This is a genomic window from Mesorhizobium sp. M0016 (assembly GCF_040324035.1).
Lineage (GTDB): Bacteria > Pseudomonadota > Alphaproteobacteria > Rhizobiales > Rhizobiaceae > Mesorhizobium.
The window spans coordinates 145,405-170,788 of sequence record NZ_JAMYVM010000007.1; the positions used below are offsets into that span (position 1 = coordinate 145,405).

Genomic DNA, 25,384 nt, shown 5'->3' on the forward strand with positions numbered 1-25,384 from the left:
CTCTTGAAGGTTCCGTCCGGAATCCCTCGTTCCATCTCCACATGGTGCAACGGCAAAGCCAATGCAAGCCCTTCGGAATGCGGCGCGGGCAACCGCTTTCGCGCCAATGTCGAGGGGAGTTGTGCCGGCCGGGCAAGGCGGTTATGCCGCTGATCAACCACAGGGAATGATCAGGACCGACATGACCAGCGCGCTGCCCTTCGACGACTTTCGCAATCTGCTGGCGAGCCTGCCGCCTGCCGATACAGTCGCGGAAAACAGGGTGCGCACCCTGTTTTCCAAGGCCGACAAGCCGAAAGCCTCGCTTGGCCGCATCGAGGACATCGCCGCCTGGCTTGCTGCCTGGAGCGGGCGCGCCCCGCCGGCGGTGAACCGGCCCCTGGTGGCGATCTTCGCCGGTAACCATGGCGTGACCCGCCACGGCATCTCGCCGCGCCCTGTCGCTGCGACCGCCAACGCCGTTGAGCTGTGCGCCGCCGGCGGTGCGGCAATCAACCAGATATGCGTCGCCAACAATCTTGGCCTCAAGGTGTTCGACCTGGCGCTGCACATTGCGACCGCCGACATCACCGAGGACGCCGCCCTCGACGAACGCGGCTGCGCCGCCACCATGGCCTTCGGCATGGAAGCCATCGCCGGTGGCGCCGATCTGATTTGCCTTGGCGATCTCGGCGTCGGCAACTCCACCGTTGCGGCGGCCTTGTGCGCTGCCCTGTTCGGTGGCAGCGGCGCCGACTGGGTCGGCCCCGCCTCGGGCGCCGACGCGGCCATGCAGGCGCGCAAGGCTGATGTAGTCGATAAAGCCGTCGCCTTGCATGGTGCGGCTCTGAAGGACCCGTTGGAGGCACTGCGCCGGGTCGGCGGCCGCGAATTCGCGGCCATTGCCGGCGCCATCATCGCCGCGCGGATGCAAAAAATCCCGGTGCTGCTCGACGGCTTCGCCGCGACCGCCGCCGCTGCCGTGCTGCATGCCGCCAAACCGGGTGCGCTCGACCATTGCCTGCTGGCCAGTCTGTCGCCGGAGCCCGGCCAAAGGCTTGCCGCTGTGCGGCTCGGCCTCAGGCCGCTGTTCGATCTCCGCATCAGCCACGGCGAAGGGGCAGGGGCCGCCCTTGCCGCCGGTCTGGTCAAGGCGGCGGCGCTTACCAGTTCGGGCATGGCGGCGGCGGTCAAAGCCTAGAACAAGCTGTCAGCGTCGGCGAGCCGCCGCGACCGCCTTTGTCGGCAGCGCCGGCAGTTCCTCCATCACTCGGGCGAGCGGGAAGATGGCGATTGCCTCGGTGCCTTCGCGCAATTTCGACTGAAGTTCGAATTCGCCGCCATGCATGGCGAGCAGGCCCTGAACGATCGGCAGCCCGAGCCCGGTGCCCTGTTCGGCGCTCTTGATGGCGATCGAGCCCTGGCCGAAGGCGGACAGCACGATCGGGATTTCGTCCTCCGGTATGCCCGGCCCATTGTCCTTGACCGAAATGTACTGGCCACCGCCCGCCGTCCAGCCGACGCGCACGCGAACTTCGCCGCCGGTGGCGGTGAATTTGATGGCGTTGGACAGGAGGTTGAGCGTGATCTGCCGCACCGCGCGCTCGTCGGCGAACAGCCGCGGCAGGGCACTTTCGAAATCCTGGACGATGCGGATGTCCTTGTTGCGCGCCTTCAATTCCATCATGTGGCAGCAATCTTCGGCGATGTTGAGCAGCATCACCGGCTCTTCGTTGAGCTGATAGCGGCCGGCCTCGATGCGCGACAGATCGAGGATTTCGTTGATCAGGTCGAGCAGATGCTGGCCGGAATCGTGCACGTCGCGGGCGTAGTCGCGATAGGTCGGGTTGCTCATCGGCCCGAGCACCTCATTGGCCATCACCTCGGAAAAACCGAGAATGGCGTTGAGGGGCGTCCTGAGCTCATGGCTCATAGAAGCAAGGAAGCGCGACTTCGCCAGATTGGCGTCTTCGGCCCGCCGACGAGCTTCGTCCGACATCGATTTCGCGGTCTCCACCTCGGCGAGCAGCGCATCCTTTTCGGAGCGGAAGGACAGAAGTATCAGCGACGAGCGGTTGAGATGGCGCGCGATATAGGCAAAGAACGGCAATGCCGCGACCAGCAGGGCGACCATGATCGTCCCGACCGGCACCCAAAATTTCGTTTCGGCATAGGCATAGACCGCCACCGGAACGACGAAGGTGGCAAGCAGCGAGCCGCGCAAGGACGACGCCATGATAGCGGTCGCCGCCATGGCCAGCAGCAGCACCACCGCCTTGGCCACCTGGAACTGGTCGATCTGGCAGGTGGCGCAGCCGAGCCAGGCGAACCACGCCCAGCCGAGGCCGCACAGCGAATGGCCGATCAGGAATTCCCTGCGGGTGCGAACAGGGTTGAGTTCGGCGGCTTCGGTGCGTTCGACGCGGTGCGCCATGAAGGCGACGATCGAATAGCAGATCAGGGTGAACAGCGCCCAGACGCTGATCTGTTTGTCCACACCAGCCAGCAGCCCGGCCGCCGCGACCGCCAACACCAGCAGTGGGATGATGGCTGCGCCGCGCACCATGGTCCCGGCATGCAGCTTCAGCAGCTCGCGGTCGAAGTCGAGATTGCCGACCTGCTGCGAAAGACGGTCGCGCGTCTTGCGCACCGCGCGCGCCACATCGCTGTTGCGGTGCGGTTTCCGGCGGTCCACAATGAATTTATCCGCTGTGTTCGAGCGTAGCAGAGGCATGGAAACTTCGATTTATGCGCGCAGCGATCTCAATTCGTTAAGCTACGTTCGAATGATTAAGAGACTGTTTGCCATATGAGCCGTTCGTGGTCGCCAAGGCCGCGCCGGCGATACTATCCGCCGCCGCCGCGAAGCCTGTGGCGCAAGCTGCTGGATTACGCGCTGACGGTCATTCTGCTCGGCCTGCTGATCCTGCTCGCCGCACGCCTCGACCGTTTCGAGACGCGCAAGGCGCAAGGGGCGGCGATCGTCAACGATGGCGATTCACTCACTCTTGGCACCGAACGTGTCCGCATGCGCGGCATCGACGCTCCGGAATACCAGCAGATCTGCCGTAGGGATGGCGCAGACTACGCCTGCGGCAGGCTGGCGCGCCAGGCGCTGGTGCGGCTGATATCAGGAAATCCGGTGACCTGCAGCGGCTGGCAGCGCGACCGCTACGGCCGCCTGCTCGGCGATTGCAAGGCCGGTGGAAAGGATCTCAACCGGGCCCAGGTTGAGGCCGGCTGGGCCATTGCCTATGGCGATTTCGACACCGAGCAGGCCATTGCCCGCGCCGGCAAGGTTGGCATCTGGGCCGGCACTTTCGATCAGCCGCAAGACTGGCGCGAAAGCCACCACGGCGGCCCGCTCGAAAGAAAGCACGGCACCCTGGCTTCGGTCGGTGACGCCTTGCGAGAGATGTTTCGCTTCTGGTGACGAGCACTATAGTTGAAGGACCAGATCGGGAGGATAAGCATGAAACTGTTCGACGGCGGCCGCGCCCCCAACCCGCGGCGAGTACGGGTTTTCCTCGCCGAAAAGGGCATCGCAGTGCCGCTGGTGCCGGTCGATATGAGTGCGATGGGGCACAAACAGGAGCCGGTCAGGTCGCGCAACCCGCTGCAGCGGCTGCCGGTGCTGGAGCTCGACGACGGCACCATCCTCACCGAATCCGTCGCCATCTGCCGCTATTTCGAGGAACTGCATCCCGAACCGGCGCTGTTCGGGCAAGGCGCGCTCGGCAAGGCCAAGGTCGAGATGTGGCAAAGGCGCATGGAGTTCAATCTGCTCAGCTGCGTCGCCCAGGCTTTTCGCCACATCCATCCGGCGATGAAGGAATGGGAAATTCCGCAGATCCCCGAATGGGGCGAGGCCAACAAGGCGAAAGCGGTCGAATTCCTGAAACTGCTCGACCCCGAACTGGCAAACTGCGAATTCGCCGCCGGCGACGCCTATTCGATCGCCGATATCACCGGCATGATCGCCATGGATTTCATGAAACCGGCGCGCATCAAAGTGCCGGACGAGTGCACAAACGTGCTGCGCTGGTACAGTGCCGTCTCCAGTCGCCCGAGCGCTTCCGCCTGATGGAGGCGGAACTCGAACGCCTGACGGCAAAGGTCCGCGCCTGCCGCATCTGCGTCGACACTCCAGTCGGCAGGCCACTGCCGCACGAGCCGCGCCCGGTGCTGCTGCCATCATCCAGCGCCCGCATCCTGCTCGCCGGCCAGGCGCCAGGCACAAAGGTGCATTTGTCGGGCATGCCGTTCACCGACGCGTCCGGCGACCGCTTGCGAAGCTGGCTGGGCGTAACCAGCGAGGAATTCTACGACACGGAAAAATTCGCCATCGTGCCGATGGGGTTCTGCTTCCCCGGCCAGGACGCAAAGGGCGGCGACCTGCCGCCGCGCCGAGAATGCGCGCTGGCCTGGCGCGCGCCGCTGTTGGCGCTGATGCCGCAGATCGACCTCGTCTTGACAATCGGCTCCTACGCGCAATCCTGGCATATGGGCGCCACGCGCCGGCCGTCGCTGACCGAAACCGTGAAGGACTGGCGCACCATCTGGGATGCGCTGGCCAGCCCGAAAGTGCTGCCGCTGCCACACCCGTCATGGCGCAACTCAGGATGGCTGAAGCAGAATCCATGGTTTGAAATGGATTTGCTGCCGTTTCTGAGATCGGAAATCCGCTATCGCATAGATTAGACTTTAAGCAAGATATCACTCGCTTTTGTGCCATCCGGCAGAATTTCTTTCTTGTGAAAGGTCGAAATAAGAGGGAGTATAGCCAATCTATTCCCAAAGCGCGTCGCGCCCGAGGGAACGCGGCCTGCACCAGGAGCACCTTAATGGATCGCCTCGACAGAAAAATTCTCCGCCTCCTGCAGGAGGACGCGACGCTCGCGGTTGCCGATGTCGCCAAGAAAGTCGGCCTGTCGACGACGCCGTGCTGGCGCCGCATCCAGAAGCTGGAGGAAGAGGGCGTCATCAAGCGGCGCGTCGCCATCCTCGACCACGAAAAGGTCAATGTGCGCGTCACCGTCTTCGTGTCGATCCGCACCAATTCGCACAGCCATGAATGGCTGCGGCGTTTCTCGGAAGTCATCCAGGAATTTCCCGAAGTGGTCGAATTCTACCGCATGAGCGGCGACGTCGACTATCTCCTGCGCGTCGTGGTGCCCGATATCGCCGCCTATGACGCCTTCTACAAGCGGCTGATCGCCAAGATCGAGATCCGCGACGTGTCGTCGTCCTTCGCCATGGAGCAGATCAAGTACACAACCGAAATGCCGCTCGACTACATGCTGCTGGACAAGGAATCCGGCGCCAACGCGGCCTGAGCGCGGTTGTCTTTGACCGGGCGGTGACGCTGCACAAGCAGGCGCCGCTTAGTTCTTCTTTTTGTTGAGGAAACTCCAGGGCGAGTTGACCGGCAGCGCGATCGTGTCCGGCACCGTGTCGACTGCCACCACATCGGCTTTGCGCACGGTGTAGCCGGACTGGATGATGCTGACGCCGTCGAGAATGAACAGCTGGCTGTTCTCCAAGCCGGGCCGCAAGGCGCCGGTCACGGCAACCGACTCATAGGCCTGCGACATCTTGTAGGGACGGGCCGGCGTCACCAGCACGATCTGGTTGGGCGGCGGCGTCGGCATGTGGCTGCAAGCGCCTGTCCACGGCACCAGCAGGAACTGGTAGACTAGATCGCCATCACGGTCGACCGGCAATGCATAGCCGGCTAATTGTACCGTCTTGTCCTGCAGGTTGAGCGACAATGTCTCGCCACGATCGGGCAGTTTTGCCGCAATCATCGGCAGGCCGGCATCTTCGGCCACTGCCTGCGTCGCCGGGCGGAGATCCTTCCAAAAGATATGCGCGGTTTGCGCTGAGGCGTCGAAGGTACCGGCTGTCAACAACGCGGCTGCAAGCGCGAGGGTCGATTGGAGATGTTTGGTCATAGGCCGAGTAAAGACGTCCTGGCCAATTGCGTCAACGCTTGAGCCGCATCATATGTCTGCGAGAGCCGGCGGCCAGGTTGCGTTGGCAAACGGGTTGCTAGGTCAGCCTTTTCTGGCGGCGATCCGCTCGATGATCTTGGCATTGGTGAGTTCCCGTACGGCGTCCTTGCCAATCCAGCGCGCCGTCTTGTCGGCCGACTGGGCCAGTCGTTCGGCGACGGCAAGGGCAGCGCCGTGCATCTCCAACGATCGCTTGCCGATCGAACGAAGCGCCCAGTTTACCGCCTTCTTCACGAAATTGCGGCTGTCGGTGGCATGCGCTTCGATGATCGGCAGGAAGCCGAGGAAAGTCGCCACCGGCTCCTGCTTCCGGTGCACGACGGACCACGCCATCATCGCAAAGGCCGTGCGTCGAACAAACTCGCGCTCGTCCGCCGCGAACTCTTCGATCAGCTCCTTCCAGGCGTTCGTGTCGACGAAGAGATCGGAGACGCCGTCGACGATATCCCAGGAATCGAAGGCCGCGGCCCATTGTCGTGCATCCGCGGCTGAGAAGCGCTTCGGGTCGGCCGTGACGGAAGCGATGAACTGCGCCTCCATGATGCCGGTCTGCCAAAGCTCGAAAGCACGCTCGTGGTTGCGCTTGATCTCTTTGGCGACCTGCCGCTGCATGCCATGCGAGATGCCGAGCGCGCGCTCGGTCTTGATACCGTAGCGCAACATGCCGCGGCGATTGTCCTCCGAGCCGATCGAGCGCAAATGGGCGACGATCTCATCGGCGCTCGATTGGGGCGAAAGCTCGGCCATTGCGAACGCCTATTTTTCCAGGCGCGCCAGCAGGGACGAGGTGTCCCAGCGCTTGCCGCCCATCGCCTGCACATCCTTGTAGAACTGGTCGACAAGGGCGGTCACCGGCAGTCTGGCGCCATTGCGGTCGGCTTCATCGAGGCAGATGCCGAGATCCTTGCGCATCCAGTCGACGGCAAAGCCGAAATCATATTTACCGGCATTCATCGTCTTGTGTCGGTTCTCCATCTGCCATGACCCGGCAGCGCCCTTGGAAATCACCTCGATGACCTTCTCGATGTCGAGCCCGGCCTTCTTGCCGAAATGGATGCCTTCGGCCAGTCCCTGAACCAGCCCGGCAATGGTGATCTGATTGATCATCTTCGTGAGCTGGCCGGCGCCCGACGGACCCATCAGCCCGACCATGCGGGCAAAGGCGTCGATGACCGGCCTGGCCTTGTCGAAGGCAGCCTGCTCGCCGCCGACCATCACCGTCAGCACGCCGTTCTCGGCGCCCGCCTGGCCGCCGGAAACCGGCGCGTCGAGGAAGGAAAAGCCGGCCTTTTCGGCGGCGTCGGCCAGTTCGCGCGCCACTTCGGCCGAAGCGGTGGTGTTGTCGATGAAGACGGAGCCTTTTTTCATCGCGGCGAAGGCGCCATTGGCCCCGGTCGTCACCGAGCGCAGATCGTCGTCATTGCCGACGCAGGAGAAGACGAAATCCTGGCCCTCTGCGGCGTCCGCCGGCGTCGCGGCAAACTTGCCGCCATGCTGGGCCACCCATTGTTCCGCCTTCGCCGCGGTGCGGTTGTAGACGGTGACGTCGTGGCCGCCTTTGTTCCTGAGGTGCCCGGCCATGGGATAGCCCATTACGCCAAGACCGAGAAATGCCACAGATGCCATGAGTTTGCCCTTCAGACGGAACGGAATTGTCAGCGCAAGCTCTAGGCACTGCACTCAATTCGTCAAGACGCGCATGAGCCGATCGACTGGTACAGCCGAACGCTCAGCGCATCAGATGAATGGTGATCCGCCGCTCGATCCATTCGACGCCGTGGCGCAGGATCTCGACCATCACCAGATAGACGATGGCGACCCAGACATAGGCCTGGAAGTCGAAGGACTTGGCGTAGGCCAGCTTCGCGTTGCCCATCAAATCATAGACGGTGATGATGGCAACGATCGCAGAGGCCTTGATCATCAGGACGAGTTCGTTGCCATAGGGCCGGAGCGCGACGATAAACGCCTGCGGCAGGATGACCTTGCGCAGCGTCTGCAATTTGTGCAGGCCGAGCGAAGCAGCGCCCTCCCATTGACCCCTCGGAACACTCTCTATGGCGCCGCGCAGGATTTCGGCCTGGTAGGCGGCGGTGTTGAGCGCGAAGGCGAACACACCGCAATTGAAGGCGTCGCGGAAGAACCACCACAGTCCGACGGATTCGAGCTGCACCCGGAATGAGCCCAGGCCGTAATAGACGAGATAGACCTGGACCAGCAGCGGCGTGCCGCGGAAGAAATAGACATAGCAATAGGCCAGGACGGACAGATAGCGGTTCTTCGACATGCGGGCATAGGTGACGGGCAGCGAAAACAGCGCGCCGAGCACCATCGAGATAGCCACCAGCGCAAGCGTGGTTCCCAAGCCCTGCAGATAGGCCGGCGCGTATCTGGCGAAGAATTCGCCATTCCAGGCGTAAACCAGATAGACGGCGATGCCGATGCCGAACAGGATCCAGAAGCCGACCAGTGCGTAGCCGACGATACGGGCCCGCGGCCAGCCCCGCGCCCGTGGTGGTGGCTTCTCGATGTCGACGGCGGCGCGCGTCACGACGCTCATCGTGCCTCCCTCCGCCCGAGCGAACGCAGGATGAAGCCGGTGGCGATCGACGACAGGATGGCAAGGATGAGAAACACCATCGCCGCGACGCTGTAGAACAGGAAGGAATGTTTGGTGACACGGGCCGCCACGCCGGCGTTGCGCAAGGTTTCAGCCAGGTTGACGACCGACACCAGGGCGGTGTCCTTGAGCAGGCTCAGCCAGCAATTCTCGAGGCCGGGGAAGGCGATGCGCAGCAGCTGCGGCAGGATCACCTTGCGCATCGTCTGCCATTTCGACAGCCCGATGGCATAGCCGCCTTCATACTGGCCCTTCGGAATGGCGCGAAAGGCCGAAAGGAAGACTTCGCTGGAATAGGACGAAAAGATAAGCGACAGCACGATCATGCCGGCGAGGAAGCTGTCGACATCGACCGTCGCTTCCGGCCTGAACAGACGGATGACATACTGCAAGAGGATCGGCATGCCGAAGAAGAACAGGAAAAGCGTCACCAGTTCCGGCAGTCCGCGAAACACCGTGGTGTAGATGTTGGCAGCCACGCGAAGCGACGGCTCTTCGGATTGTTTCGCCCAGGCGACGAAAAAACCGATCGTCAGGCCGATCGGCAGTGTCGCCAGCGCGAGCGCAATGGTGACCAGTGCGCCATAGGCAATATCGTCAATCCAGCCATCGGGTCCCCAAGTGAGAAGTATCCATATGTTCTGGCTTGGCATTGACGGGTCTTGTCTCCACTTCTGTCAGGCCAAGGCGGCAGCAGGAAACTTCCCCTGCCGCCTTGTTTCAGACGATCAGGACTCGGCGCCGAAGACGTCGAACTTGAAGTACTTGTCGTTGATTTCCTTGTACTTTCCGTTGGCGCGGATTGCGTCGATGGCGCTGTTCAACTTGTTGACCAGATCCGTCTCGCCCTTGCGCACGGCGATGCCGGCGCCCGGTCCAAAGATATCGACCGGCTGCGGCGAGGGCTGGCCGAGAATCTTGCAGCAGGCGCCATCAGGCGAATCCAGGAACTGCTGCAACACGACGATATCGTCCTCGATCGCGTCGAGACGCCCGTTGGCGAGATCGGCCTGCTCTTCGGGGCTGCTCGGATAGCCCTTGACCGTGCTGTCCGTATAGGTTTTCGAGGCGTAATTGAAATGCGTCGTCGTGGTTGCGACGCCGATGGTCTTGCCGGCCAGGTCTTCCTTGGTCACGCCCTTGAGGGTCGAATCCTTGGGTACCGCGATCGCCGACGGCGTGTTGTAGTATTTGTGGGTGAAGTCGACCTTCTCGGCGCGCTCCGGCGTGATCGACATCGAGGCGACGATGGCGTCGAACTTGCCGGCCTGCAGAGCCGGAATGATGCCGTCCCAATCCTGGGCGACGAAGGTGCACTTGACCTTCATCTCGTCGCAGAGCGCCTTGGCGATGTCGATGTCGAAGCCCACGAGCTGGCCGTCGGAGGTCAGGTTGTTGAATGGGGGGTAGGCGCCTTCGGTGCCGATTCTCAGGGTCGTTTCCTGAGCCTGGGCGACGCCGAGCGTCAGCAGCGCAGCCGATGCGGCGAGCGCGATACGCAGTGCAATACGCATGATAGTCCTCTCTTTATGGCTCCCGGCCGTCGTTCCGGAACGGCTCTGTGGGGCGGTGCTTTTGACCGCCCGCTGGCGCGATACTCCCACTGTTTTCGGGAGAAAAGCAACTGTAAAACCGTTGCTTGCGGGATTTGCGGGTCCAGCCAATGCCGACGCCGGGTTAATGCATGTCGCCCAAAAGTGCGCAGCGGTTTTGGGACGACGACATGCATAAATAAAACAACCTGAAGCGCGTCGCATGAGGCCGTTCAGGCGCGACGCGCTTAGACAATGCAACGGCTGAAGAGGGCGGCTGACCCGGGCGAGGGCAGGGGCCTCAAGGTTTGAGGCCGGTCATGCGCTCGATGAAGTCGGCTATCCCTCCCGTGTCGTCGAGATCGAACACAGGCAGGCTTTCGCCGGTAACCGCGAAGTCGGCGGCAATCGCCACGATATGTCCGTCGTTCGCCGACAGCGGCGAGCGGTCCTTGGCCTCCCGCCGCCGGGTCTCGATCTTTTTGTGCGCCTCGCGCTTGTAGCCTTCGACCAGCACGATGTCGCACGGCGCCAACCGCGACAGGACCGTCTCCAGCGTCGGCTCGTCCTCACCGCGCAATTCATGCATCAGCGCCCAGCGTTTGCCCGACACCACCGCGACTTCGGTGGCGCCCGCCTGGCGGTGACGAAAGCTGTCGGCGCCAGGCTTGTCGATGTCGAACTCATGATGGGCGTGTTTGACCGTCGACACTGTCCAGCCGCGCCGGACGAGCTCTGTGACCAGCTTCTCGGTCAGTGTGGTCTTGCCGGAATTCTTCCAGCCGGTGATGCCGAAGATGTTCATGGGCCGATGCTCTGCAACAGACGCTCGGCCACCGCAAGGTCGTGCGGTGTGTTGATGTTGAAGAACGGGTCGATCTCGTCACTGCCGTGGGTCAGCAACGGAAATTCCACTTCGACACAGTCGTGCCGCTCGATGAAGGCGGAGACGCGCCTGTTGTCCTCGTGGATCAGAAAGTGGCGGAGTGCCTGGCCTAGCCCAAGCGGCCACAGCGCGAAGGTCGGATGCTGCCGGCCGCCGGAACTGGCAACCGCAATCGAGCCTGGTCGCTCGTCAACAGCCGCAGCCAGCCTCACGACCAGGTCCACCGGCAGGAACGGCGTGTCGCCGGCGGCCGTCGCCAATGCCTTGAAAGCGGTATTCGCTGCCGCCCATTCGAGGCCGGTGAGGATTCCGGCAAGCGGTCCGGCATAGCCTTCGACCATATCGGCGAGAACCGGAAGACCGGCCGCGGCGAAGCGCGCCGGGTCACCATTGGCGCTAAGCGCCAGCGATCCGACCTGCGGCGCCAGGAGGGCAACGACATGGTCGAGAAGCCGACGCCCGCCAAGCGCCAGCAAAGTCTTGTCGCCGCCGCCCATGCGCCGTGACAGGCCTCCGGCCAGGATAATTCCTGCAATGTCTTGGCTCATGGCGAAGCTATATGCCGTCCGGCGCCATGTCGGGTCCAGCGCTTTCGGCTGCGGGTTTCTGCCGGCCAACGACCCGCTCGCGATAGAGCGCGTAGAGGCCGGAGCCGATGATGATGGCGGAGCCGAAGATCATCGGCAGGTCGGGGACATCGCCGAAGATGATGAGGCCAAGCAGCATCGACCAAAAGAGGGCGGTGTAGCGGAATGGCGCAATGAAGGAGATGTCGCCGGCCCGCATTGCCATGATGATGAACTGGTAGCCGATCAGCACCAGCACCGCCGCCAATGCCAAAAGTGCCGTGCCTTTGCCGGACATCGGCGTCCAGCCGCCCATCGGCGACAGCAGCACGGCGCCAACGATGGTCATGGCGATTGCCGTTGCCGTCGACACCAGCAAGGTCGGGATAGCCCTCGGGATGCGCTTGGTGGCGAGGTCACGAACTGCGCAACAGGCGACGCTGACGAGTGCGTACAGCGAATAGATGCTGAAGCCTTCGAAGCCTGGCCGCACGATGATCAGCACGCCGCCAAAGCCGACCGCGATCGCCAGCCAGCGCCGCCAGCCGACCGCTTCGCTGAATACGAGTGCCGCCCCCATCGTCACCGCCAGCGGCAGCGCCTGCAGCACCGCCGAGACATTGGCGATCGGCAGATGCGCTAATGCCACAAGGAAGGCGACGGTGGCGCCGGCCTCGGCGACCACGCGAAGCGCTACCAGCGGCTGCAGCATCGACCTCGGTCGCGCGAGCGCGCCTTGCTGCCAGGCGAGCAGGCCGACGAGCAGCGACGCAAAGGCGCCGCGCACCAGCATCACCTGCGCCATGTTCATCGATTCCGACGAGAACTTGGTGATGGCGTCGTTGAGGGTGAAGCCGATCATGGCCACCATCATGCACAGCGCGCCGCGAATGTTTGGGGAAAGAGGCAAGGGCGTTACCGGTTTTGCAAGAGCAATTCCAGGAAAAGTGTGAAACGGTTTTCCGTCCGGAATTGCGTGAAAACAAAGAATAAAGCGGTTCGACGTTTCGGCGAAACGGTGAACCGCCCAAGCCTGTAGCAGCCGGCGGCAAGACAGCAACGTCAAAGAAATAGGCCACGGATTTTCACCCGTGGCCCACAACATCGCTAAGAGGCTGGTCAGCCGACCAGCAGGCTCATTTCGGCGTCAGCACCTCGGTGCCGCTGCCGTTCTTGCCGGCGATGGTCCACAGGCCGTGCAGCGAGCCGTCATCTTCTACCTTGTAGACGACGAGACCGATTTCCTTGCCCATGACATAGCCGGCGGAAAAGGCATCGTCGTTGCGCATGCAGATGCCGTCCGACGATGATCCGCCCGTCTCCCAATGGATGGTACAGGTGGTCTCGCTGGTCAGCGTGATGGTGGCTTCGCCGCCATATTTCGAGCCGTCGAAATTGGTGCCCGCGACGGTGTAGCTGCCACCGATGGACTGTGCTGCTGCCGGCGCGGCGGCAAACCCAAGCATTGCAAGAGAAAGTAAGAATGTGCGCATGTCGTATTCCCTCAAACCGAGCGACGAGCCGCTATAGGCCGAAATTTAGGGCGGAACGCGATGGCGGCAAATCGGGTTTGCAGCGTCGAGAGCGATTTATTCCCAGTGTTGCTCAGCCCCATGCAGGCTGTCGCCGATAGCGCCGACCAGTGGGTCGTACTTGGCCTTGAGCGAGGCGGGATATTCGATCCAGACTGTATGGATTGCATCCTCTTTTTCGAAGACGATTCGGGTATAGAAGATCTTGTCGCCTTTGGTGCCTGAGACCACTGCCCAGTTCTTACCGGTTTTGCTGTAAGTGACCTTTTCCCCAGAGTCAGGGTCGGCTTTTTCCTTTTCAACCAGACTGTCGGGCGTATCTTCCGTCAGCTTGTATCCGCCGTAACAGGACAAGCTCGCACCATCGGGGCTAAGCCATTTTCGACCGTCGCCATTGAGGGACTCAGGCATCGGCTTGCTGAAAATCTGGCTCGGGAACGTGCACACCGTGCCATAGCGCGCATTGATGTAGGTGAACGGCTTTGCGAGCGCCACTGTGGTCGCCAATGATAGGGCCACGACCAGCGCTGACAGCCCGGTTTGGCAAACACGCTGCATGGAAATCCCCCTCGCTTCCAACGGAAGCATTCTGCACCAATCGCGGAGAAAATCAGCCGCCGGTGACGCTCATATGTCTCGACACCGACGGGCGGCTGGTGCGGCGGTCGATGATGAAATTATGGCCCTTCGGCTTGCGGCCGATCGCTTCGTCGATGGCAGCAGCGACCAGTTCGTTGCCTTCGGACGCACGCAACGGCGCGCGCAGGTCGGCGGCATCCTCCTGACCCAGGCACATGTAGAGCGTGCCGGTGCAGGTCAGCCGCACGCGGTTGCAGCTTTCGCAGAAATTATGCGTCATCGGCGTGATGAAGCCCAGCCTGCCGCCGGTCTCTGCGACATGGACGTAGCGGGCCGGACCGCCGGTCTTGTAGGGGATGTCGCTCAGCGTGAACTGGCGCTCGAGCGAAGCGCGCAGCAGCGACAGCGGCAGATACTGGTCGGTGCGGTCGGCGTCGATCTCGCCCATCGGCATGGTCTCGATGACGGTCAAGTCCATGCCGCGGCCATGCGCCCAGCGCATCATCTCCGGCAGCTCGACGTCGTTGAAGTCCTTCAGCGCAACGGCGTTGAGCTTCACCTTCAGCCCCGCCGCCTGCGCGGCATCGATGCCTTGCATGACCTTGTCGAGATGGCCCCAGCGGGTGATGGCGTGGAACTTGTCGGCATCGAGCGTGTCGAGCGAGACATTGATGCGCTCGACACCGCAATCGGCAAGCTCGGCGGCAAAGCGCGACAGCTGCGAGCCATTGGTGGTCAGCGTCAACTCTTCCAGCGCGCCGCTCTTCAAGTGCCGCGACAGCTGCCGCACCAGATGCATGATGTTCTTGCGCACCAGCGGCTCGCCGCCGGTGAGGCGCAGTTTGCGCACGCCCTTTTCGATGAAGACGGTGCAGAGCCGGTCGAGTTCCTCGAGCGACAGCAGGTCCTTCTTGGGCAGGAACGCCATGTCCTCGGCCATGCAATAGGTGCAGCGGAAATCGCAGCGGTCGGTGACCGACACGCGCAAGTAACTGATCGTGCGACCGAAGGGATCGATCATGTCCATGCGTTCAAGCGTTTCCAATGCTGCGAGTGGTGCCGTTATATACGGCTATGTGATACGATCCAACCCGCCATTCAAGATAGCCGCTCTCGATCTTTGGTGACATTCCCTGGCCGACATCCGATGTCGGCCGGGTCCAAATGGCCTTTTCCGCTCGCGCGAAGCAGCGTAGGGAAGGGCGGATTGATGCGGGATGCAGAACAATGACGGCGCCGAAGGAACTCAGGGTCTCGAAGGACAGAAAACTGCTGTCCGTCACCTTTCCCGATCATCGGCCGTTCGAACTGCCGGCCGAACTGCTGCGCGTCGCTTCACCCTCGGCCGAGGTGCAGGGCCATTCGCCGGACCAGCGGGTGACGGTTCCCGGCAAGCGCAACGTGGCCATCCTCAAGATCGAGCCGGTCGGCAACTACGCCGTGCGCATCACCTTCGACGATTTTCACGACACCGGCATCTTCACCTGGAATTACCTGCACACGCTTGGCCACGAAAAGGACGCGCGCTGGAATGCCTATCTCGCCGAGCTCCAGGAGAAGGGACTGAGCCGCGACCGCTAGTTCGGCACTGTCGGCAAAACGTCATTGACTGGGGGTAAACGCTGGCAACGGTTCGGAGACGGGAAATGTCTGAGATCACATCGGTTGAACAACTTGAAGCGCTCTACGGCTTGCCCGGCGAAGCGTCGACGGTCAAGGAACTCGACCACGTCATTCCCGAATATGCCGCCTTCATCGAAGCCTCGCCTTTTGTCGCTCTGGCGACGAGCGGGCCGGAAGGGCTGGACTGCTCGCCGCGCGGCGATCTCGCCGGCTTTGTGCGCATGCATGACCCGAGAACGCTGATGATGCCGGACCGACGCGGCAACAACCGCGCCGATTCGCTTAAGAACATCATCCGCAATCCTCGCGTCGGGCTGCTGTTTCTTGTGCCGGGTTCGGGCACGACGCTGCGCGTCAACGGCCGCGCCCGCATCACCACCGACGCCGCGCTTTGCGCCTCCTTCGCCGTCGAAGGCAAGCCGGCGCGCTCGGTCACCGTGGTCGATGTCGATCGGTCTATTTCCAGTGCGCCCGCGCCATCGTTCGCTCGGAGCTGTGGAACCCGGCAAAGCACGTCGACCCGAAATCGCTGCCGACACCCGGAACAATCCTGGAAGTCACCAGCCGCAAGAACATCGATGCCGGTACTTACGACAAGGAATGGCCGGAGCGGGCGAAGAAGACGATGTGGTGAGGTGGGAGGCGCGTGGATCGAACGGCTCAGGTATCCTTCAGCACGTCATAGATCTTGCGCATCTGTTCGCCGATCATGTCGCACTGTTCCGCTGTCGACTGGCTCATCGCCTTTTCGATCAGCGCCATATGCACCTTCAGCGCTTTCATCAGGAGCTCCGTGCCGGCCTCGGTAAGCGTCAGCCGCAGCACGCGCTTGTCCTTCTCGTCGCCTTCGCGGCGCAGCAGGCCGCGCGCCTCGAGCTGCGGCAACAGCATGGTGATGTTGGAGCGGCCGACCAGCAGTTTGCGGGCGAGATCGTGCTGCGACATGCCGGGATGGCGATAGAGGTTCATCAGCACGTCGAGCTGCGCCGGCTTGAGATCCAGCGGCGCCAGCTTTACCGCCAGCGTACGCTCCAGCACATGGCAGGCGCGCGCCACCGCGACCCAGTTGCGAAAGCGCGGGTTGTCCCAGGGCAGCTCTTGTTTAATGTTCATGTTTGAACTATTATGTTCATGCTTGAACGGAATGGATGGATCGCCACTATGGCATCATTTGGACTGAAGGTCATCCGGGGCGTGTTCCGCGCCGCCGAGCATGTGGCGCCCCGCCTGAGCGGGCGCGCCGCCTTCGAACTGTTCTGCCGCACGCCCAGCGTCAAGGCGCTCAGCGACGGTGAACGGCGTGCGGTCGACCGCGCCGCCGGCTTCATGGCCGAGGCGCGCCATCATCGGCTGCCGACCAAGGCCGGCTGCGTCATGGTGCACGAATTCCGGCCCGAGCCGGGCAGGGCGTCCGCCGGCACGGTGCTGGTGGTCCATGGCTGGCGTTCGCGCACGGAATATATGCGGGCGCTGATCGAAGGCTTTCGCGATGCGGGCTACCGGGTCGCCTCGCTCGACCTGCCGGGCCATGGCCAGTCGCTGGGCCGTCATCTCAATATGGTCAATGCGGTCGAGGCGGTCAGGGTCGCCGGCGAATGGTTCGGTCCGTTCAAGGCGATCGTCGGCCATTCCTTCGGTGGCGCCGTCGCCGCCAATGCCATTGCCGGTTCGATCAGGGGTATCCACCCCGTGGCGGCCGAGCGGCTGGTGCTGGTCGCAGCACCCAGTTCCCTGCCGGCGATCTTCGCCGACTTCAGCCGCATGCTCAATGTCGGCCCGCGTTCGCAGGTTTCCATGGCCGATCAGGTGAGAAGGTTGTCGGGCCGGCCGCTGCATGAATTCACCGGCGATCGCCAGCTGGCCGAAGCGCCGGTGCCGACGCTGGTCATCCACGCGCCGGACGACCGCGAAGTCCCCGCCGATCATGCCACACGTTATGCCGGCGCCGGCAGCCATGTGCGGCTGCACTGGGCCGATGGGCTCGGCCACCGTCGCATTCTCGCCGACAAAGGTGTTGTCGAACGCGCTGTGACTTTTGTCAAAAACGAGCGCGAGCCGATACTGCATTGATTCCAATGGGCGTATTGTCGACTCCGACAACGCCGGAGCGGTGAGCTAACCGTTCTTCTTGCCGCCCGGCTCGACGGGCAATCCGGCCGCCTTCCAGGCGGTATAGCCGCCAAGGATGTGCTTGACCGGCGACAGCCCCATATCCTGCGCCGTCTTGGTGGCCAGCGCCGAGCGCCAGCCGCCGGCGCAAAAGAAGACGAAGCTTTTGCCCGAGGCGAAGAACGGCTTGTGGTAGGGGCTTTCGGGATCGATCCAGAATTCCAGCATGCCGCGAGTGACATGTTTGGCGCCGGGGATCTGGCCGTCCCGCTCGATCTCGCGTGGATCGCGCAGGTCGACGAAGATGGTGTCCTCGTCGTCGAGCAGCCCGGCCGCTTCCTCGGGCGAGACCACCTCGATCTCGGCATTGGCCTCGTCGAGCAACTCGCGATACCCTTTTTTCACGGATGATCCCTCCCGGCGCATTTCGCCGCCGACTGGATTTCCAGCACAAGCTCCGCGCTTTGTCACGCTGTTCCGACCAGCCCCTGCCACGCCGCCATCGCTCCGGCCACTGTGGCCATGAGCGCGTCGCACGAGGCGCCGTCGCGGGCCTGAATCGACATGCCGTGCTGGACCGTCGCATAGAAGGTCGCAGCCGCGTTGCTGTCGAAGCCCGCCGGCAATTCGCCTTCCGCCACACCGCGTTCCAGCCGTCTCAGCAAGAGGGTGTGGTTTTCGGCGCGGCGGCGGCGCAAATCATCGCAGATCGCGCCGCTGCTTGAATCCTGGTGCAGTGCGCCCAGTGCGATGAGACAGCCCTGCGGGCGGTCGTCCTGAGAGTACGCTTTTGCCGTCTGACGCAGGAAATTCTCGATCGCCTGGCATGCCGTCGGCGCTTCGTCCAGCGCGCTCCAGATCTCGGTGCCTTCGTTGCGGGTGTAATACTCGGTCGCTTCCAGAAACAGCGCCTCCTTGCTGCCGAAGGCGGCATAGAGGCTGGGCGAGCTGATCCCCATCGCCGCGGTCAGGTCTGCGATCGAGGTGCCCTCATAGCCTTTGGCCCAGAACAGCTCCATCGCCTGCCGCAAGGCGGCGGTTCGATCGAAGGTGCGGGGGCGGCCTCTTTCCGGCATGACGATCTTTCTGTGTTGATCGATACATAATTCACTTGACGTCGCCAGGCAAGGTTGCCAGATATTTATGTATCGATCGTTACATAACGGGGAAATGACATGTCAGCGAACGGATTGAACGGCAAGGCAGCACTGGTCACCGGCGGCAGCCGCGGCATAGGTGCTGCGATAGCAAAACGGCTTGCGGCCGATGGCGCCGACGTCGCCATCACCTACGTCAACAGCTCGGCGCCGGCCCAAGCTGTCGTCGCCGAGATTATAGCGGCAGGTGGTCGCGCGATCGCCATCCAAGCCGACAATCGCGACGCTGCCGCCATCGAAGGCTCGGTCACCGAGGCGGTGAATGCCTTCGGCCGGCTCGACATCCTGGTCAACAGCGCCGGCATCTGGCGCGCGGCGCCCATCGAACAGATGTCGCTGGCCGACTTTGACGAGACCATTGAGGTCAATCTGAGAGCGCCGTTCGTAGCCTCGAAGGCGGCAGCGGCTCACATGGGCGAGGGCGGCCGCATCATTTCGATCGGCAGCAATCTGGCCGAGCGCGTCACCGACACCAGCCTCAGCGCCTATTCGACCAGCAAGGCTGCGCTGGTCGGCCTGACCAAGGCGCTGGCGCGAGACCTCGGTCCGCGCGGCATCACCGCCAACGTCGTTCATCCCGGTTCGACCGACACCGACATGAACCCGGCCGAAGGCCCGCATGCCGAACACCAGCGGCGGAAGATGGCGACGCCCCGCTTCGGCAAGGCTGACGAGATCGCCGGCATGGTTGCCTGGCTCGCCGGTCCGGAAGGGCGCTTCGTCACCGGCGCCGCGCTCACCATCGACGGTGGCGCCAACGCCTGAAGCAGCGGCCGCTTTGACCGGTCTGGAGCGGCAACGCCGCTCCAGACGTCACGATGTTGTGAAACCGTTCTGCAACAGGCCTGCGGAAATTTATGGAAGCTTAACGAAATCGGTATGAATCGGTATAGTAGCGCCTTACATCCGCCATGCGGTTGGCAAGATCGTCTAGCGGCGCGGAACGGGAGCCGGCTTGCAGCCGGAGCGGGTGATTAATGAAATTCCTCGGAAATAAAGCCACCGTGATGCCGCTTGCAGTGGCGGCAGCACTGGCCTTCGGTGTGCCGCAGGCAAGCGCGCAAGGCCTGTTCGACATGCTGTTCGGCGGTGGCGTCAAGCACAGGCCGCAAGGCGAATTCCCGCCGCCGCCGAAGCGCAAGCCGAAGCCCGCCGTATCGGGCGGTGGCGGCACCAGGATCAGCAGCCCGTCCTACTACACCTACAAGGCCGACCGGCTGGTGCGCGTCGACTTTACCGCATTGGTGGCAGCACCTCCCCAGGTGGCAACAGCTGAAGACGCCGCCTTTGTTCCGTCGGCGACCAGCACCGCCTTCCGCGAAGCCGTTGCAGGCCTCAGCGACTATGAACTCTATGCCGAGCCCGATATCGCCAAGGCACTGATTGCCTATTACTCTGCCAATCCTGATTTCATCTGGGTGAACGAGGGCAATCCCAATGCCCGCGCCCAGGATGCGGTGCGGGTGCTTGGCGAAGCCGCAAGCTATGGTCTCACGTCGGCCGACTACACGGTCGAGGTGCCGGCAGCCAACGCATCGGCAGTCGATGCCGACGCCCATCTGAAGGAACTCGTCCGCTTCGAGATGGCGCTGTCGGCGCGCGTACTGCGCTATGCCCGTGACGCCCAGAGCGGGCGCGTCGATCCCAATCGCATCACCGGCTACTATGAATTTCCGCCGAAGCCGGTCGACATGGAAGGCGCGCTCAAGACGCTGGCCCACACCCAGGAAGTGCGCACCTACCTCGAATCGCGGCACCCGCAGAACGCGGAATATCAGGCGCTGCGCGTCGAACTTGAATCGCTGCAGGCGAGCGCCGAAAACGAAATCGTCGTCGATCCCAAGCTGTTGCTGAAGCCCGGCGAGACCAGCGCCGAACTGCCGAAGCTGCTGACGCTGATCGCGCGCAATCTCGACGACGAGATGGGCGGCGCCTATGGCGAGATCCTGTCTCGTCTCGGCACCAGCGATGTCTATGTTCCCGAACTGGTTCCGATCATCAAGGCCGTGCAGGTGAAGGCCGGCATGAAGGGCGATGGGGTCATCGGCCCGCGCACCGTCGCCTCGCTCGCCGGCACGTCCAAGGCCGACAGGCTGCAGAAGGTGCAGGTCGCGCTGGAAGAATTGCGCTGGATGCCGTCCGATCTCGGCAGCCCGCGGGTGTTCATCAACCAGCCCGCCTTCACCGCCAGCTATATCGACAATGGCGAGGAGAAGCTGAAGACCCGCGTCGTCATCGGCCGGACCACCAACCAGACCGCCTTCTTCTTCAAGGAGATCAAGCAGGTCGATTTCCATCCCTATTGGGGCGTGCCGCAGTCGATCATCGTCAACGAGATGCTGCCAAGGCTGCGTGGCGATCCGGGCTATCTCGACCGTGCCGGCTACGAGGTGACCGACTCGCGCGGCAGGCGGGTTCCCTCTTCCTCGGTCAATTGGGGCGCCTACGGCGCCAACATTCCCTACAGCGTGCGCCAGCAGCCGAGCGAAGCCAATGCGCTGGGCGAACTGAAGATCCTGTTCCCCAACAAGCACGCCATCTACATGCACGACACGCCGCAAAAATCCTTCTTCCAGCGCGATATGCGGGCGCTCAGCCATGGCTGTATTCGCCTTCAGGATCCACGTGGGATGGCGGCGGCGGTGCTCGGCGTCTCGGTCGACGACATCGCCGAAAAGCTCAAGCACGGCCATGCCAGCGAAGACGTGACACGCACGATTCCCGTCTATGTCTCCTACTTCACTGCCTGGCCGGACCTGTCCGGCAAAGTCGAATATTTCAACGATGTCTACGACCGCGACACGCGGCTGATGCAGGCGCTGGAAGCGACTGAAGCGGTGCGCTCGCCGACGAGCTGAAACCAGCGGAGTTCCTCGTTCAACGAACGAGGAACTCACTTTGTCTCTCTGGTTTTATTAGATTTTTGGCCGATGGACGGTCGCCCGTTTCCTGCGATCAGCGCTGGATGAGCGGACGCCGGAAGCCGGCGTCGCGGCCCGCGATCAGCCAATAGACCAGACCGGCTACGAGGCCGGCGGCGGCGATGATGCCGATATCGGCCCAGCGTCCGGCATCCTCTTCCGCGGCCGGCCAGACCAGGAAAAAGCCGGCTGCAGCGGCAGCGGCGCCAAACAGCATGTGCACCAGGAAATTGCGCAGGGCAAAGAATTCGGCGAGCAGCGCGAAGATCAGCGTCTGCAGGCCGGTCAGCACGATCGTCAAGAAATAGACGACCATGCCGAGCGGCGGCCACAGCAGCACGACAATGGGCGAAAATTGCATGGCGCCGAAATAGTCCGGCGCGTTGGGCAATACGGCGAGTGCGCAATATATCGCCACGACCGCGAACAATCCGATCAGCACCGAAACGAAATAGCCGGCAAGCATCATCAGGATGCGCTTCAAAACATGCTTAACCATGGCCATGCACCCCCGTGCCCTGCAACTGTTACGCGCACTCAGCCATCAAAGGCGGATCGGCGCAAGAGTGCATCCAGCAGTGCTTTGCGGCAAATCTTCAGGCGCCGCCGCATAGATGTTGCGAATCCGGCAAAACCCATGTGCCTTTTATCGTGAGGTCGACGCCGTAATAGACCCGCCCGCGCTCGTCGCCCTGCGGACAATCCCTCGGGATCGATATCAGGCACATGACGACAGGATCGCCGGCTTTCGAACTGGCAAGGCCAGGCTCCCGCTCGTAGGAAACCCCGGCGCCGCCATTGCTGAACCGCGTCACACTGCCGGCTTCAGGACTGGCCGTTTCCAGCGGGTCGTCGCCAAGCCGCGTAGTCAGCGCCGTGATGTGGGTGAAGGCGCATTGCCCGATCGACGAGGGCAGGGGCTGGTCGGGGCTGCCTGGATGGCGGGCTGCGGTGTCGAGCGCCTTCTTGCCGATCAGGGCGATGTTGTAATCCTGCACCCAGGACGGCGCATTGCCGTAGGTCTGCAGCGCATTGTTCTGGGCGCTGACGATGCAGGCGGCATCCTGCCCGCAGGCGTTCCTGTCAGTGATGAGCGCACGGGCGATCTTGCGCTTGTCGCGGCCAAAGGCTGGCTCGAAACCCGTAAAGGCCTTGGCGACCAAGGCATCAATTGCCGACAGTTGCGGGTCGGCACAGATCGCCTTTTCCACCGGCAGGCTGGCTTTGCGGCAGTCGAAGGATGGCCCGTCGGCACGCGCTGGACCAAGGCAGACCGCCGCGCCAGCCAGTGCAACGACAAGCGCAAGCGAGTTGGCAATTCGATTGGAAGAAAGCATGGTCGCCCCGTTGTCCGACAACTGCCACCATCGTAGGCAAAAAACGCGGCGGACGGAATTGCCGAAGCGGTGCGGTATCAGCGCTATTTCGGTTCGGCTGTTACGGGATCGAAGGTGATTTCGACTTTCGCCTTGTCGGCGGTGTAATAGGTGACGGTGTACCCGTCCTTGTCCCAGTCGACCTCCTTCACATAGCGAAAGCCGTCGCGCTGCTCGACCTTGGCGATGATTGCCGACAGTTTCTGGGCATTCGTCGGCGGCAGTGGGCTGTCATCCGCGGCAAAGGCCGTCGAGCCGGCCAGAAGAACGACGACGCCGGTCGCCAGAACAAGATTTCGCATGATTACCCTCATTTCACGTTGGTATGAACCGCACCGGAAACTCGCAGGCAGCACAGTTTGTTCCGAGTGCTGACGTCGCGCAGGTTCCGTGAAGCCCTGGATCGCCGCGCTCAGAGCTACGGCACGCCAATATTTGCGCCAACCGCCGGCCAACCATGAGTGCTGCCACGGCCCGCGCTGGACAACCCGATGGTGGTAGAGCTTTGCCCAAGACCCTGCTAGACTTCTGGTCCTGGCGGGGTGGCATGGCGCGCCAACCCCGCCGGAATCTTCATCTCTCAGCGCGCGGCGAAGTGTTTCAGGAACGGGTCGTCGCCTGTGCTGGACCAGAACCAGAAAGGGAGCGGGGGCTCGAACATGGCTGTACGGAACTACACCCGTCAGCTGGCGACAATCATTTCTATCGATGCCGTCGGGTTCTCCCGGCTGATGGGCATCGACGACGAGTCTGCTGTCGCGGCATTCGAGGAACGGCGCGACATCATCGCCGACAGCTGTGGCACATTTGGCGGCCGCACGTTCGGCGACGCCGGCGACAGCATCATGGCCGAGTTCGGCAATCCGATCGAGGCGTTGCGCGCGGCCTTTGATTTCCAGGGCCGCATCGTCGCCCTCAACGCCGAGGTTGCCGACGATATGCGCATGCCGTTTCGCGCCGGCATCAACACCGGCGACGTCATCGTGCGTGGTGGCCGCCTCTACGGCGACGACGTCAACATCGCCGCGAGAATCCAGGAATTCGCGCCGGGCGACGGTCTCGCCGTTTCGGAGACGACCTGGCACCATGTGAAGGACAAGACGGCGGCCGAATTCACCGATCTCGGCGAATTCAGGCTGAAGAACATCGCCTTGCCGGTGCGCGTTCTGATCGCCGGCCGCAGCGGCAACGGATCCTCGCCGGCGGCGTCGTTCGCGGCCATTCCCCAGGCCAATGCGCAGCAGAAGCTGTCGTCCAAGGGGCCGCCGGCGATCGCCGTCCTGCCCTTCCACGCCGATGGCGGCGAGCATGACATCGGCTACATGGCCGACGGCATCGCCGAGGACATCATCTATGGTCTATCCAACACCAGATGGCTCTCGGTCATCGCCAAGGGCTCCAGCTTCCAGTTCCGCGACGACACGCTGGGCACCCGGGTGATCGGCAACGCGCTCGGCGCGCGCTACATCGTCAGCGGCACGCTGATGCGCAATGGTGGCCAGATCCGCCTCAACACCTCGCTGGCCGACGCGTCCAACGGGCGGCTGGTGTGGTCGCAGCGCTTCGATCGCGATCTGGTCGACATCTTCAACCTGCGCGACCAGATCGGCGCTGAGATTGTTTCGATCCTCGACAAGGAGGTCGACCGGGCGGAACAGGCACGCACCTTCCAGGTTCCCTGGGAAAGCCTGGAGACCTGGCAACTGGTGCGACGCGGCCGCTGGCACATGAACCGGCGCACCCGTGGCGACACCGAAACCGCACTCGAGTTCTTCCAGAAGGCGTACCGCGAGGACGCCAACTCGAGCGCCGTGCTCAATGAACTGGCGTGGTGGTATTTCTGGCGGGCATGGCTGCGTTTCGGCGACAGCGACGATTTGAACAAGGTCGAGCAGTTTGCCCGCAAGGCGTTGCTGGTGGACAGCCTGGATGCACGCCCGCACGCCCATCTCGGCGCCGTCGACATCATGCGCGGCGAACCGCGATCGGCCGTCGACCATTTCGAGGAAGCGATCCACATCAATCCGAGCTTTGCCTTCGCGCGCTCGGCCATGGGCAGCGCCCAGCTGCTGCTCGGCAATGCCGCGTCAGCGATACCGTTCTTTCTCGATACCGAGCGATTGAGCCCGTTCGACCTCTACCGCTTCCACAATCTGGGGGAACTGACGGCGGCCTACTGTTTGGTCGAGAACTGGCCGGCGGCGATCGCTGCCGCCGATCGCTCGCTCAACCTGTCTCCCGGCTATTTTTATTCCAGGTTCCTGAAGATCGGCGCGCTGATGCGAAGCGGCCGGCCGGAACAGGCGCGGCGCGAGATGACCATTTTCACCACCCGGCATCCTGATTTTTCAGAACAGCGTGTGCGCTGGATACCTTTCACCGACAAGGCCGCGAACGAGTTCCTCGTCGCCAATTTCCGACTGGCCAAATGAACATGGCGTCAATGCTGGCTGGAACATGGACCAACTGTGAAAAGATTCACATACGTGC

At 62.8% G+C, this 25,384-nt stretch carries 29 protein-coding genes and 1 pseudogene; 11 read left to right on the top strand and 19 right to left on the bottom strand.

The window, feature by feature from the left end; translation table 11 throughout:
* Positions 1-181: 181 nt before the first annotated feature.
* Positions 182-1,180, top strand: a complete 999-nt coding sequence (locus tag NKJ88_RS13165) for a nicotinate-nucleotide--dimethylbenzimidazole phosphoribosyltransferase (protein WP_352444260.1) — start codon at positions 182-184, stop codon at positions 1,178-1,180.
* Between the two features lie 9 nt (positions 1,181-1,189).
* Here the strand turns inward: NKJ88_RS13165 and NKJ88_RS13170 are convergent, their stop codons facing one another.
* Complete coding sequence (locus NKJ88_RS13170) at positions 1,190-2,713, bottom strand: sensor histidine kinase (RefSeq protein ID WP_352444262.1); 1,524 nt, start codon at positions 2,711-2,713, stop codon at positions 1,190-1,192.
* 75 nt (positions 2,714-2,788) lie between these two features.
* Between NKJ88_RS13170 and NKJ88_RS13175 the strand changes: the two genes are divergently transcribed.
* The 4 genes from NKJ88_RS13175 (at position 2,789) to NKJ88_RS13190 (ending at position 5,315) form a co-directional block, all read left to right on the top strand.
* Complete coding sequence (locus NKJ88_RS13175) at positions 2,789-3,412, top strand: thermonuclease family protein (protein ID WP_352444264.1); 624 nt, start codon at positions 2,789-2,791, stop codon at positions 3,410-3,412.
* A 39-nt stretch (positions 3,413-3,451) separates the two neighbouring features.
* On the top strand, positions 3,452-4,063 hold the full coding sequence (locus NKJ88_RS13180) for a glutathione S-transferase (RefSeq protein WP_352444266.1): 612 nt from the start codon (positions 3,452-3,454) through the stop codon (positions 4,061-4,063).
* On the top strand, positions 4,063-4,680 hold the full coding sequence (locus NKJ88_RS13185; protein ID WP_352444393.1) for a uracil-DNA glycosylase family protein: 618 nt from the start codon (positions 4,063-4,065) through the stop codon (positions 4,678-4,680). The genes NKJ88_RS13180 and NKJ88_RS13185 overlap by 1 nt, the downstream gene beginning before the upstream one ends.
* A 143-nt stretch (positions 4,681-4,823) precedes the next feature.
* Positions 4,824-5,315, top strand: a complete 492-nt coding sequence (locus NKJ88_RS13190; protein ID WP_023669013.1) for an Lrp/AsnC family transcriptional regulator — start codon at positions 4,824-4,826, stop codon at positions 5,313-5,315.
* Between the two features lie 48 nt (positions 5,316-5,363).
* Here NKJ88_RS13190 and NKJ88_RS13195 read toward each other — a convergent pair whose 3' ends face one another.
* From NKJ88_RS13195 to moaA, 12 genes are all read right to left on the bottom strand, one after another.
* The gene (locus tag NKJ88_RS13195) at positions 5,364-5,933 is read right to left on the bottom strand and encodes a DUF3299 domain-containing protein (RefSeq protein WP_352444268.1); all 570 of its coding nucleotides are present in this window, start codon (positions 5,931-5,933) and stop codon (positions 5,364-5,366) included.
* A 102-nt stretch (positions 5,934-6,035) separates the two neighbouring features.
* Positions 6,036-6,740, bottom strand: a complete 705-nt coding sequence (locus NKJ88_RS13200; RefSeq protein WP_352444270.1) for a DNA alkylation repair protein — start codon at positions 6,738-6,740, stop codon at positions 6,036-6,038.
* A gap of 9 nt (positions 6,741-6,749) precedes the next feature.
* Complete coding sequence (locus tag NKJ88_RS13205; RefSeq protein WP_352444271.1) at positions 6,750-7,619, bottom strand: NAD(P)-dependent oxidoreductase; 870 nt, start codon at positions 7,617-7,619, stop codon at positions 6,750-6,752.
* A 103-nt stretch (positions 7,620-7,722) separates the two neighbouring features.
* Entirely contained in the window at positions 7,723-8,553 is an 831-nt protein-coding gene (locus tag NKJ88_RS13210; protein ID WP_352444273.1) for an ABC transporter permease, read from the bottom strand.
* Positions 8,550-9,266, bottom strand: a complete 717-nt coding sequence (locus NKJ88_RS13215; protein WP_023669007.1) for an ABC transporter permease — start codon at positions 9,264-9,266, stop codon at positions 8,550-8,552. Before NKJ88_RS13215 ends, NKJ88_RS13210 begins: the two co-directional genes overlap by 4 nt.
* Before the next feature lie 75 nt (positions 9,267-9,341).
* Positions 9,342-10,127 carry an ABC transporter substrate-binding protein gene (locus NKJ88_RS13220; RefSeq protein ID WP_023688509.1) on the bottom strand — a complete coding sequence of 262 codons (786 nt, stop codon included), beginning with the start codon at positions 10,125-10,127 and terminating at the stop codon, positions 9,342-9,344.
* Positions 10,128-10,446: 319 nt separating this feature from the next.
* Positions 10,447-10,950, bottom strand: a complete 504-nt coding sequence (gene mobB, locus NKJ88_RS13225) for a molybdopterin-guanine dinucleotide biosynthesis protein B (protein ID WP_023690740.1) — start codon at positions 10,948-10,950, stop codon at positions 10,447-10,449.
* Positions 10,947-11,579 carry a molybdenum cofactor guanylyltransferase MobA gene (gene mobA / locus NKJ88_RS13230; RefSeq protein ID WP_352444276.1) on the bottom strand — a complete coding sequence of 211 codons (633 nt, stop codon included), beginning with the start codon at positions 11,577-11,579 and terminating at the stop codon, positions 10,947-10,949. Before mobA ends, mobB begins: the two co-directional genes overlap by 4 nt.
* Positions 11,580-11,586: 7 nt before the next feature.
* Entirely contained in the window at positions 11,587-12,507 is a 921-nt protein-coding gene (locus NKJ88_RS13235; RefSeq protein WP_352444278.1) for a DMT family transporter, read from the bottom strand.
* 226 nt (positions 12,508-12,733) lie between these two features.
* A complete protein-coding gene (locus NKJ88_RS13240; protein WP_023669002.1) occupies positions 12,734-13,090 on the bottom strand; it encodes a hypothetical protein in 357 nt (118 codons plus the stop codon).
* A gap of 96 nt (positions 13,091-13,186) precedes the next feature.
* Positions 13,187-13,687 carry a hypothetical protein gene (locus NKJ88_RS13245; protein ID WP_023820731.1) on the bottom strand — a complete coding sequence of 167 codons (501 nt, stop codon included), beginning with the start codon at positions 13,685-13,687 and terminating at the stop codon, positions 13,187-13,189.
* A gap of 52 nt (positions 13,688-13,739) precedes the next feature.
* A complete protein-coding gene (gene moaA / locus NKJ88_RS13250) occupies positions 13,740-14,735 on the bottom strand; it encodes a GTP 3',8-cyclase MoaA (protein ID WP_352444281.1) in 996 nt (331 codons plus the stop codon).
* Between the two features lie 200 nt (positions 14,736-14,935).
* Between moaA and NKJ88_RS13255 the strand changes: the two genes are divergently transcribed.
* The gene (locus tag NKJ88_RS13255) at positions 14,936-15,289 is read left to right on the top strand and encodes a gamma-butyrobetaine hydroxylase family protein (protein WP_023668999.1); all 354 of its coding nucleotides are present in this window, start codon (positions 14,936-14,938) and stop codon (positions 15,287-15,289) included.
* A gap of 65 nt (positions 15,290-15,354) precedes the next feature.
* Positions 15,355-15,965 (top strand): annotated as a pseudogene (locus NKJ88_RS13260) (pyridoxamine 5'-phosphate oxidase family protein).
* A 26-nt stretch (positions 15,966-15,991) separates the two neighbouring features.
* On the opposite strand, the gene NKJ88_RS13265 reads toward NKJ88_RS13260, so the two are convergent.
* Positions 15,992-16,444, bottom strand: coding sequence for a MarR family winged helix-turn-helix transcriptional regulator (locus NKJ88_RS13265; protein WP_023682500.1), 453 nt, complete (start codon positions 16,442-16,444; stop codon positions 15,992-15,994).
* 48 nt (positions 16,445-16,492) lie between these two features.
* Here NKJ88_RS13265 and NKJ88_RS13270 point away from each other — a divergent pair, with 48 nt between their 5' ends.
* A complete protein-coding gene (locus NKJ88_RS13270; RefSeq protein ID WP_352444283.1) occupies positions 16,493-17,401 on the top strand; it encodes an alpha/beta hydrolase in 909 nt (302 codons plus the stop codon).
* A gap of 45 nt (positions 17,402-17,446) precedes the next feature.
* On the opposite strand, the gene NKJ88_RS13275 is transcribed toward NKJ88_RS13270, so the two are convergent.
* Both NKJ88_RS13275 and NKJ88_RS13280 read right to left on the bottom strand, forming a co-directional pair.
* Positions 17,447-17,845: a rhodanese-like domain-containing protein gene (locus NKJ88_RS13275; protein WP_023688500.1), complete on the bottom strand. Its 399-nt coding sequence runs from the start codon at positions 17,843-17,845 to the stop codon at positions 17,447-17,449.
* A gap of 62 nt (positions 17,846-17,907) precedes the next feature.
* Positions 17,908-18,516, bottom strand: a complete 609-nt coding sequence (locus NKJ88_RS13280; protein WP_023668995.1) for a TetR/AcrR family transcriptional regulator — start codon at positions 18,514-18,516, stop codon at positions 17,908-17,910.
* Between the two features lie 99 nt (positions 18,517-18,615).
* Here NKJ88_RS13280 and NKJ88_RS13285 point away from each other — a divergent pair, with 99 nt between their 5' ends.
* The gene (locus NKJ88_RS13285; protein ID WP_023688499.1) at positions 18,616-19,362 is read left to right on the top strand and encodes a 3-oxoacyl-ACP reductase family protein; all 747 of its coding nucleotides are present in this window, start codon (positions 18,616-18,618) and stop codon (positions 19,360-19,362) included.
* 212 nt (positions 19,363-19,574) lie between these two features.
* Positions 19,575-21,455 carry a L,D-transpeptidase family protein gene (locus NKJ88_RS13290; protein WP_023688498.1) on the top strand — a complete coding sequence of 627 codons (1,881 nt, stop codon included), beginning with the start codon at positions 19,575-19,577 and terminating at the stop codon, positions 21,453-21,455.
* Between the two features lie 97 nt (positions 21,456-21,552).
* Here NKJ88_RS13290 and NKJ88_RS13295 read toward each other — a convergent pair whose 3' ends face one another.
* The 3 genes from NKJ88_RS13295 to NKJ88_RS13305 form a co-directional block, all read right to left on the bottom strand.
* Positions 21,553-22,023 (bottom strand): hypothetical protein, encoded by a 471-nt coding sequence (locus tag NKJ88_RS13295; protein WP_023668992.1) that lies wholly within the window; start codon positions 22,021-22,023, stop codon positions 21,553-21,555.
* 91 nt (positions 22,024-22,114) lie between these two features.
* Positions 22,115-22,855, bottom strand: a complete 741-nt coding sequence (locus NKJ88_RS13300; RefSeq protein ID WP_352444286.1) for a lysozyme inhibitor LprI family protein — start codon at positions 22,853-22,855, stop codon at positions 22,115-22,117.
* 83 nt (positions 22,856-22,938) lie between these two features.
* On the bottom strand, positions 22,939-23,196 hold the full coding sequence (locus NKJ88_RS13305; RefSeq protein ID WP_023668990.1) for a PepSY domain-containing protein: 258 nt from the start codon (positions 23,194-23,196) through the stop codon (positions 22,939-22,941).
* A gap of 357 nt (positions 23,197-23,553) precedes the next feature.
* On the opposite strand from NKJ88_RS13305, the gene NKJ88_RS13310 reads away from it, so the two are divergent.
* Positions 23,554-25,326, top strand: a complete 1,773-nt coding sequence (locus NKJ88_RS13310; RefSeq protein ID WP_023668989.1) for an adenylate/guanylate cyclase domain-containing protein — start codon at positions 23,554-23,556, stop codon at positions 25,324-25,326.
* The last annotated feature ends 58 nt before the right edge of the window (positions 25,327-25,384 follow it).

Bases quoted from the DNA above. Each gene is read 5' to 3' on its own strand.
- NKJ88_RS13165 (WP_352444260.1), top strand. From the start codon at position 182: ATGACCAGCGCGCTGCCCTTCGACGACTTTCGCAATCTGCTGGCGAGC.
- NKJ88_RS13170 (WP_352444262.1), bottom strand. From the start codon at position 2,713: ATGCCTCTGCTACGCTCGAACACAGCGGATAAATTCATTGTGGACCGC.
- NKJ88_RS13175 (WP_352444264.1), top strand. From the start codon at position 2,789: ATGAGCCGTTCGTGGTCGCCAAGGCCGCGCCGGCGATACTATCCGCCG.
- NKJ88_RS13180 (WP_352444266.1), top strand. From the start codon at position 3,452: ATGAAACTGTTCGACGGCGGCCGCGCCCCCAACCCGCGGCGAGTACGG.
- NKJ88_RS13185 (WP_352444393.1), top strand. From the start codon at position 4,063: ATGGAGGCGGAACTCGAACGCCTGACGGCAAAGGTCCGCGCCTGCCGC.
- NKJ88_RS13190 (WP_023669013.1), top strand. From the start codon at position 4,824: ATGGATCGCCTCGACAGAAAAATTCTCCGCCTCCTGCAGGAGGACGCG.
- NKJ88_RS13195 (WP_352444268.1), bottom strand. From the start codon at position 5,933: ATGACCAAACATCTCCAATCGACCCTCGCGCTTGCAGCCGCGTTGTTG.
- NKJ88_RS13200 (WP_352444270.1), bottom strand. From the start codon at position 6,740: ATGGCCGAGCTTTCGCCCCAATCGAGCGCCGATGAGATCGTCGCCCAT.
- NKJ88_RS13205 (WP_352444271.1), bottom strand. From the start codon at position 7,619: ATGGCATCTGTGGCATTTCTCGGTCTTGGCGTAATGGGCTATCCCATG.
- NKJ88_RS13210 (WP_352444273.1), bottom strand. From the start codon at position 8,553: ATGAGCGTCGTGACGCGCGCCGCCGTCGACATCGAGAAGCCACCACCA.
- NKJ88_RS13215 (WP_023669007.1), bottom strand. From the start codon at position 9,266: ATGCCAAGCCAGAACATATGGATACTTCTCACTTGGGGACCCGATGGC.
- NKJ88_RS13220 (WP_023688509.1), bottom strand. From the start codon at position 10,127: ATGCGTATTGCACTGCGTATCGCGCTCGCCGCATCGGCTGCGCTGCTG.
- mobB (WP_023690740.1), bottom strand. From the start codon at position 10,950: ATGAACATCTTCGGCATCACCGGCTGGAAGAATTCCGGCAAGACCACA.
- mobA (WP_352444276.1), bottom strand. From the start codon at position 11,579: ATGAGCCAAGACATTGCAGGAATTATCCTGGCCGGAGGCCTGTCACGG.
- NKJ88_RS13240 (WP_023669002.1), bottom strand. From the start codon at position 13,090: ATGCGCACATTCTTACTTTCTCTTGCAATGCTTGGGTTTGCCGCCGCG.
- NKJ88_RS13245 (WP_023820731.1), bottom strand. From the start codon at position 13,687: ATGCAGCGTGTTTGCCAAACCGGGCTGTCAGCGCTGGTCGTGGCCCTA.
- moaA (WP_352444281.1), bottom strand. From the start codon at position 14,735: ATGGACATGATCGATCCCTTCGGTCGCACGATCAGTTACTTGCGCGTG.
- NKJ88_RS13255 (WP_023668999.1), top strand. From the start codon at position 14,936: ATGACGGCGCCGAAGGAACTCAGGGTCTCGAAGGACAGAAAACTGCTG.
- NKJ88_RS13265 (WP_023682500.1), bottom strand. From the start codon at position 16,444: ATGAACATTAAACAAGAGCTGCCCTGGGACAACCCGCGCTTTCGCAAC.
- NKJ88_RS13270 (WP_352444283.1), top strand. From the start codon at position 16,493: ATGGCATCATTTGGACTGAAGGTCATCCGGGGCGTGTTCCGCGCCGCC.
- NKJ88_RS13280 (WP_023668995.1), bottom strand. From the start codon at position 18,516: ATGCCGGAAAGAGGCCGCCCCCGCACCTTCGATCGAACCGCCGCCTTG.
- NKJ88_RS13285 (WP_023688499.1), top strand. From the start codon at position 18,616: ATGTCAGCGAACGGATTGAACGGCAAGGCAGCACTGGTCACCGGCGGC.
- NKJ88_RS13290 (WP_023688498.1), top strand. From the start codon at position 19,575: ATGAAATTCCTCGGAAATAAAGCCACCGTGATGCCGCTTGCAGTGGCG.
- NKJ88_RS13295 (WP_023668992.1), bottom strand. From the start codon at position 22,023: ATGGCCATGGTTAAGCATGTTTTGAAGCGCATCCTGATGATGCTTGCC.
- NKJ88_RS13300 (WP_352444286.1), bottom strand. From the start codon at position 22,855: ATGCTTTCTTCCAATCGAATTGCCAACTCGCTTGCGCTTGTCGTTGCA.
- NKJ88_RS13305 (WP_023668990.1), bottom strand. From the start codon at position 23,196: ATGCGAAATCTTGTTCTGGCGACCGGCGTCGTCGTTCTTCTGGCCGGC.
- NKJ88_RS13310 (WP_023668989.1), top strand. From the start codon at position 23,554: ATGGCTGTACGGAACTACACCCGTCAGCTGGCGACAATCATTTCTATC.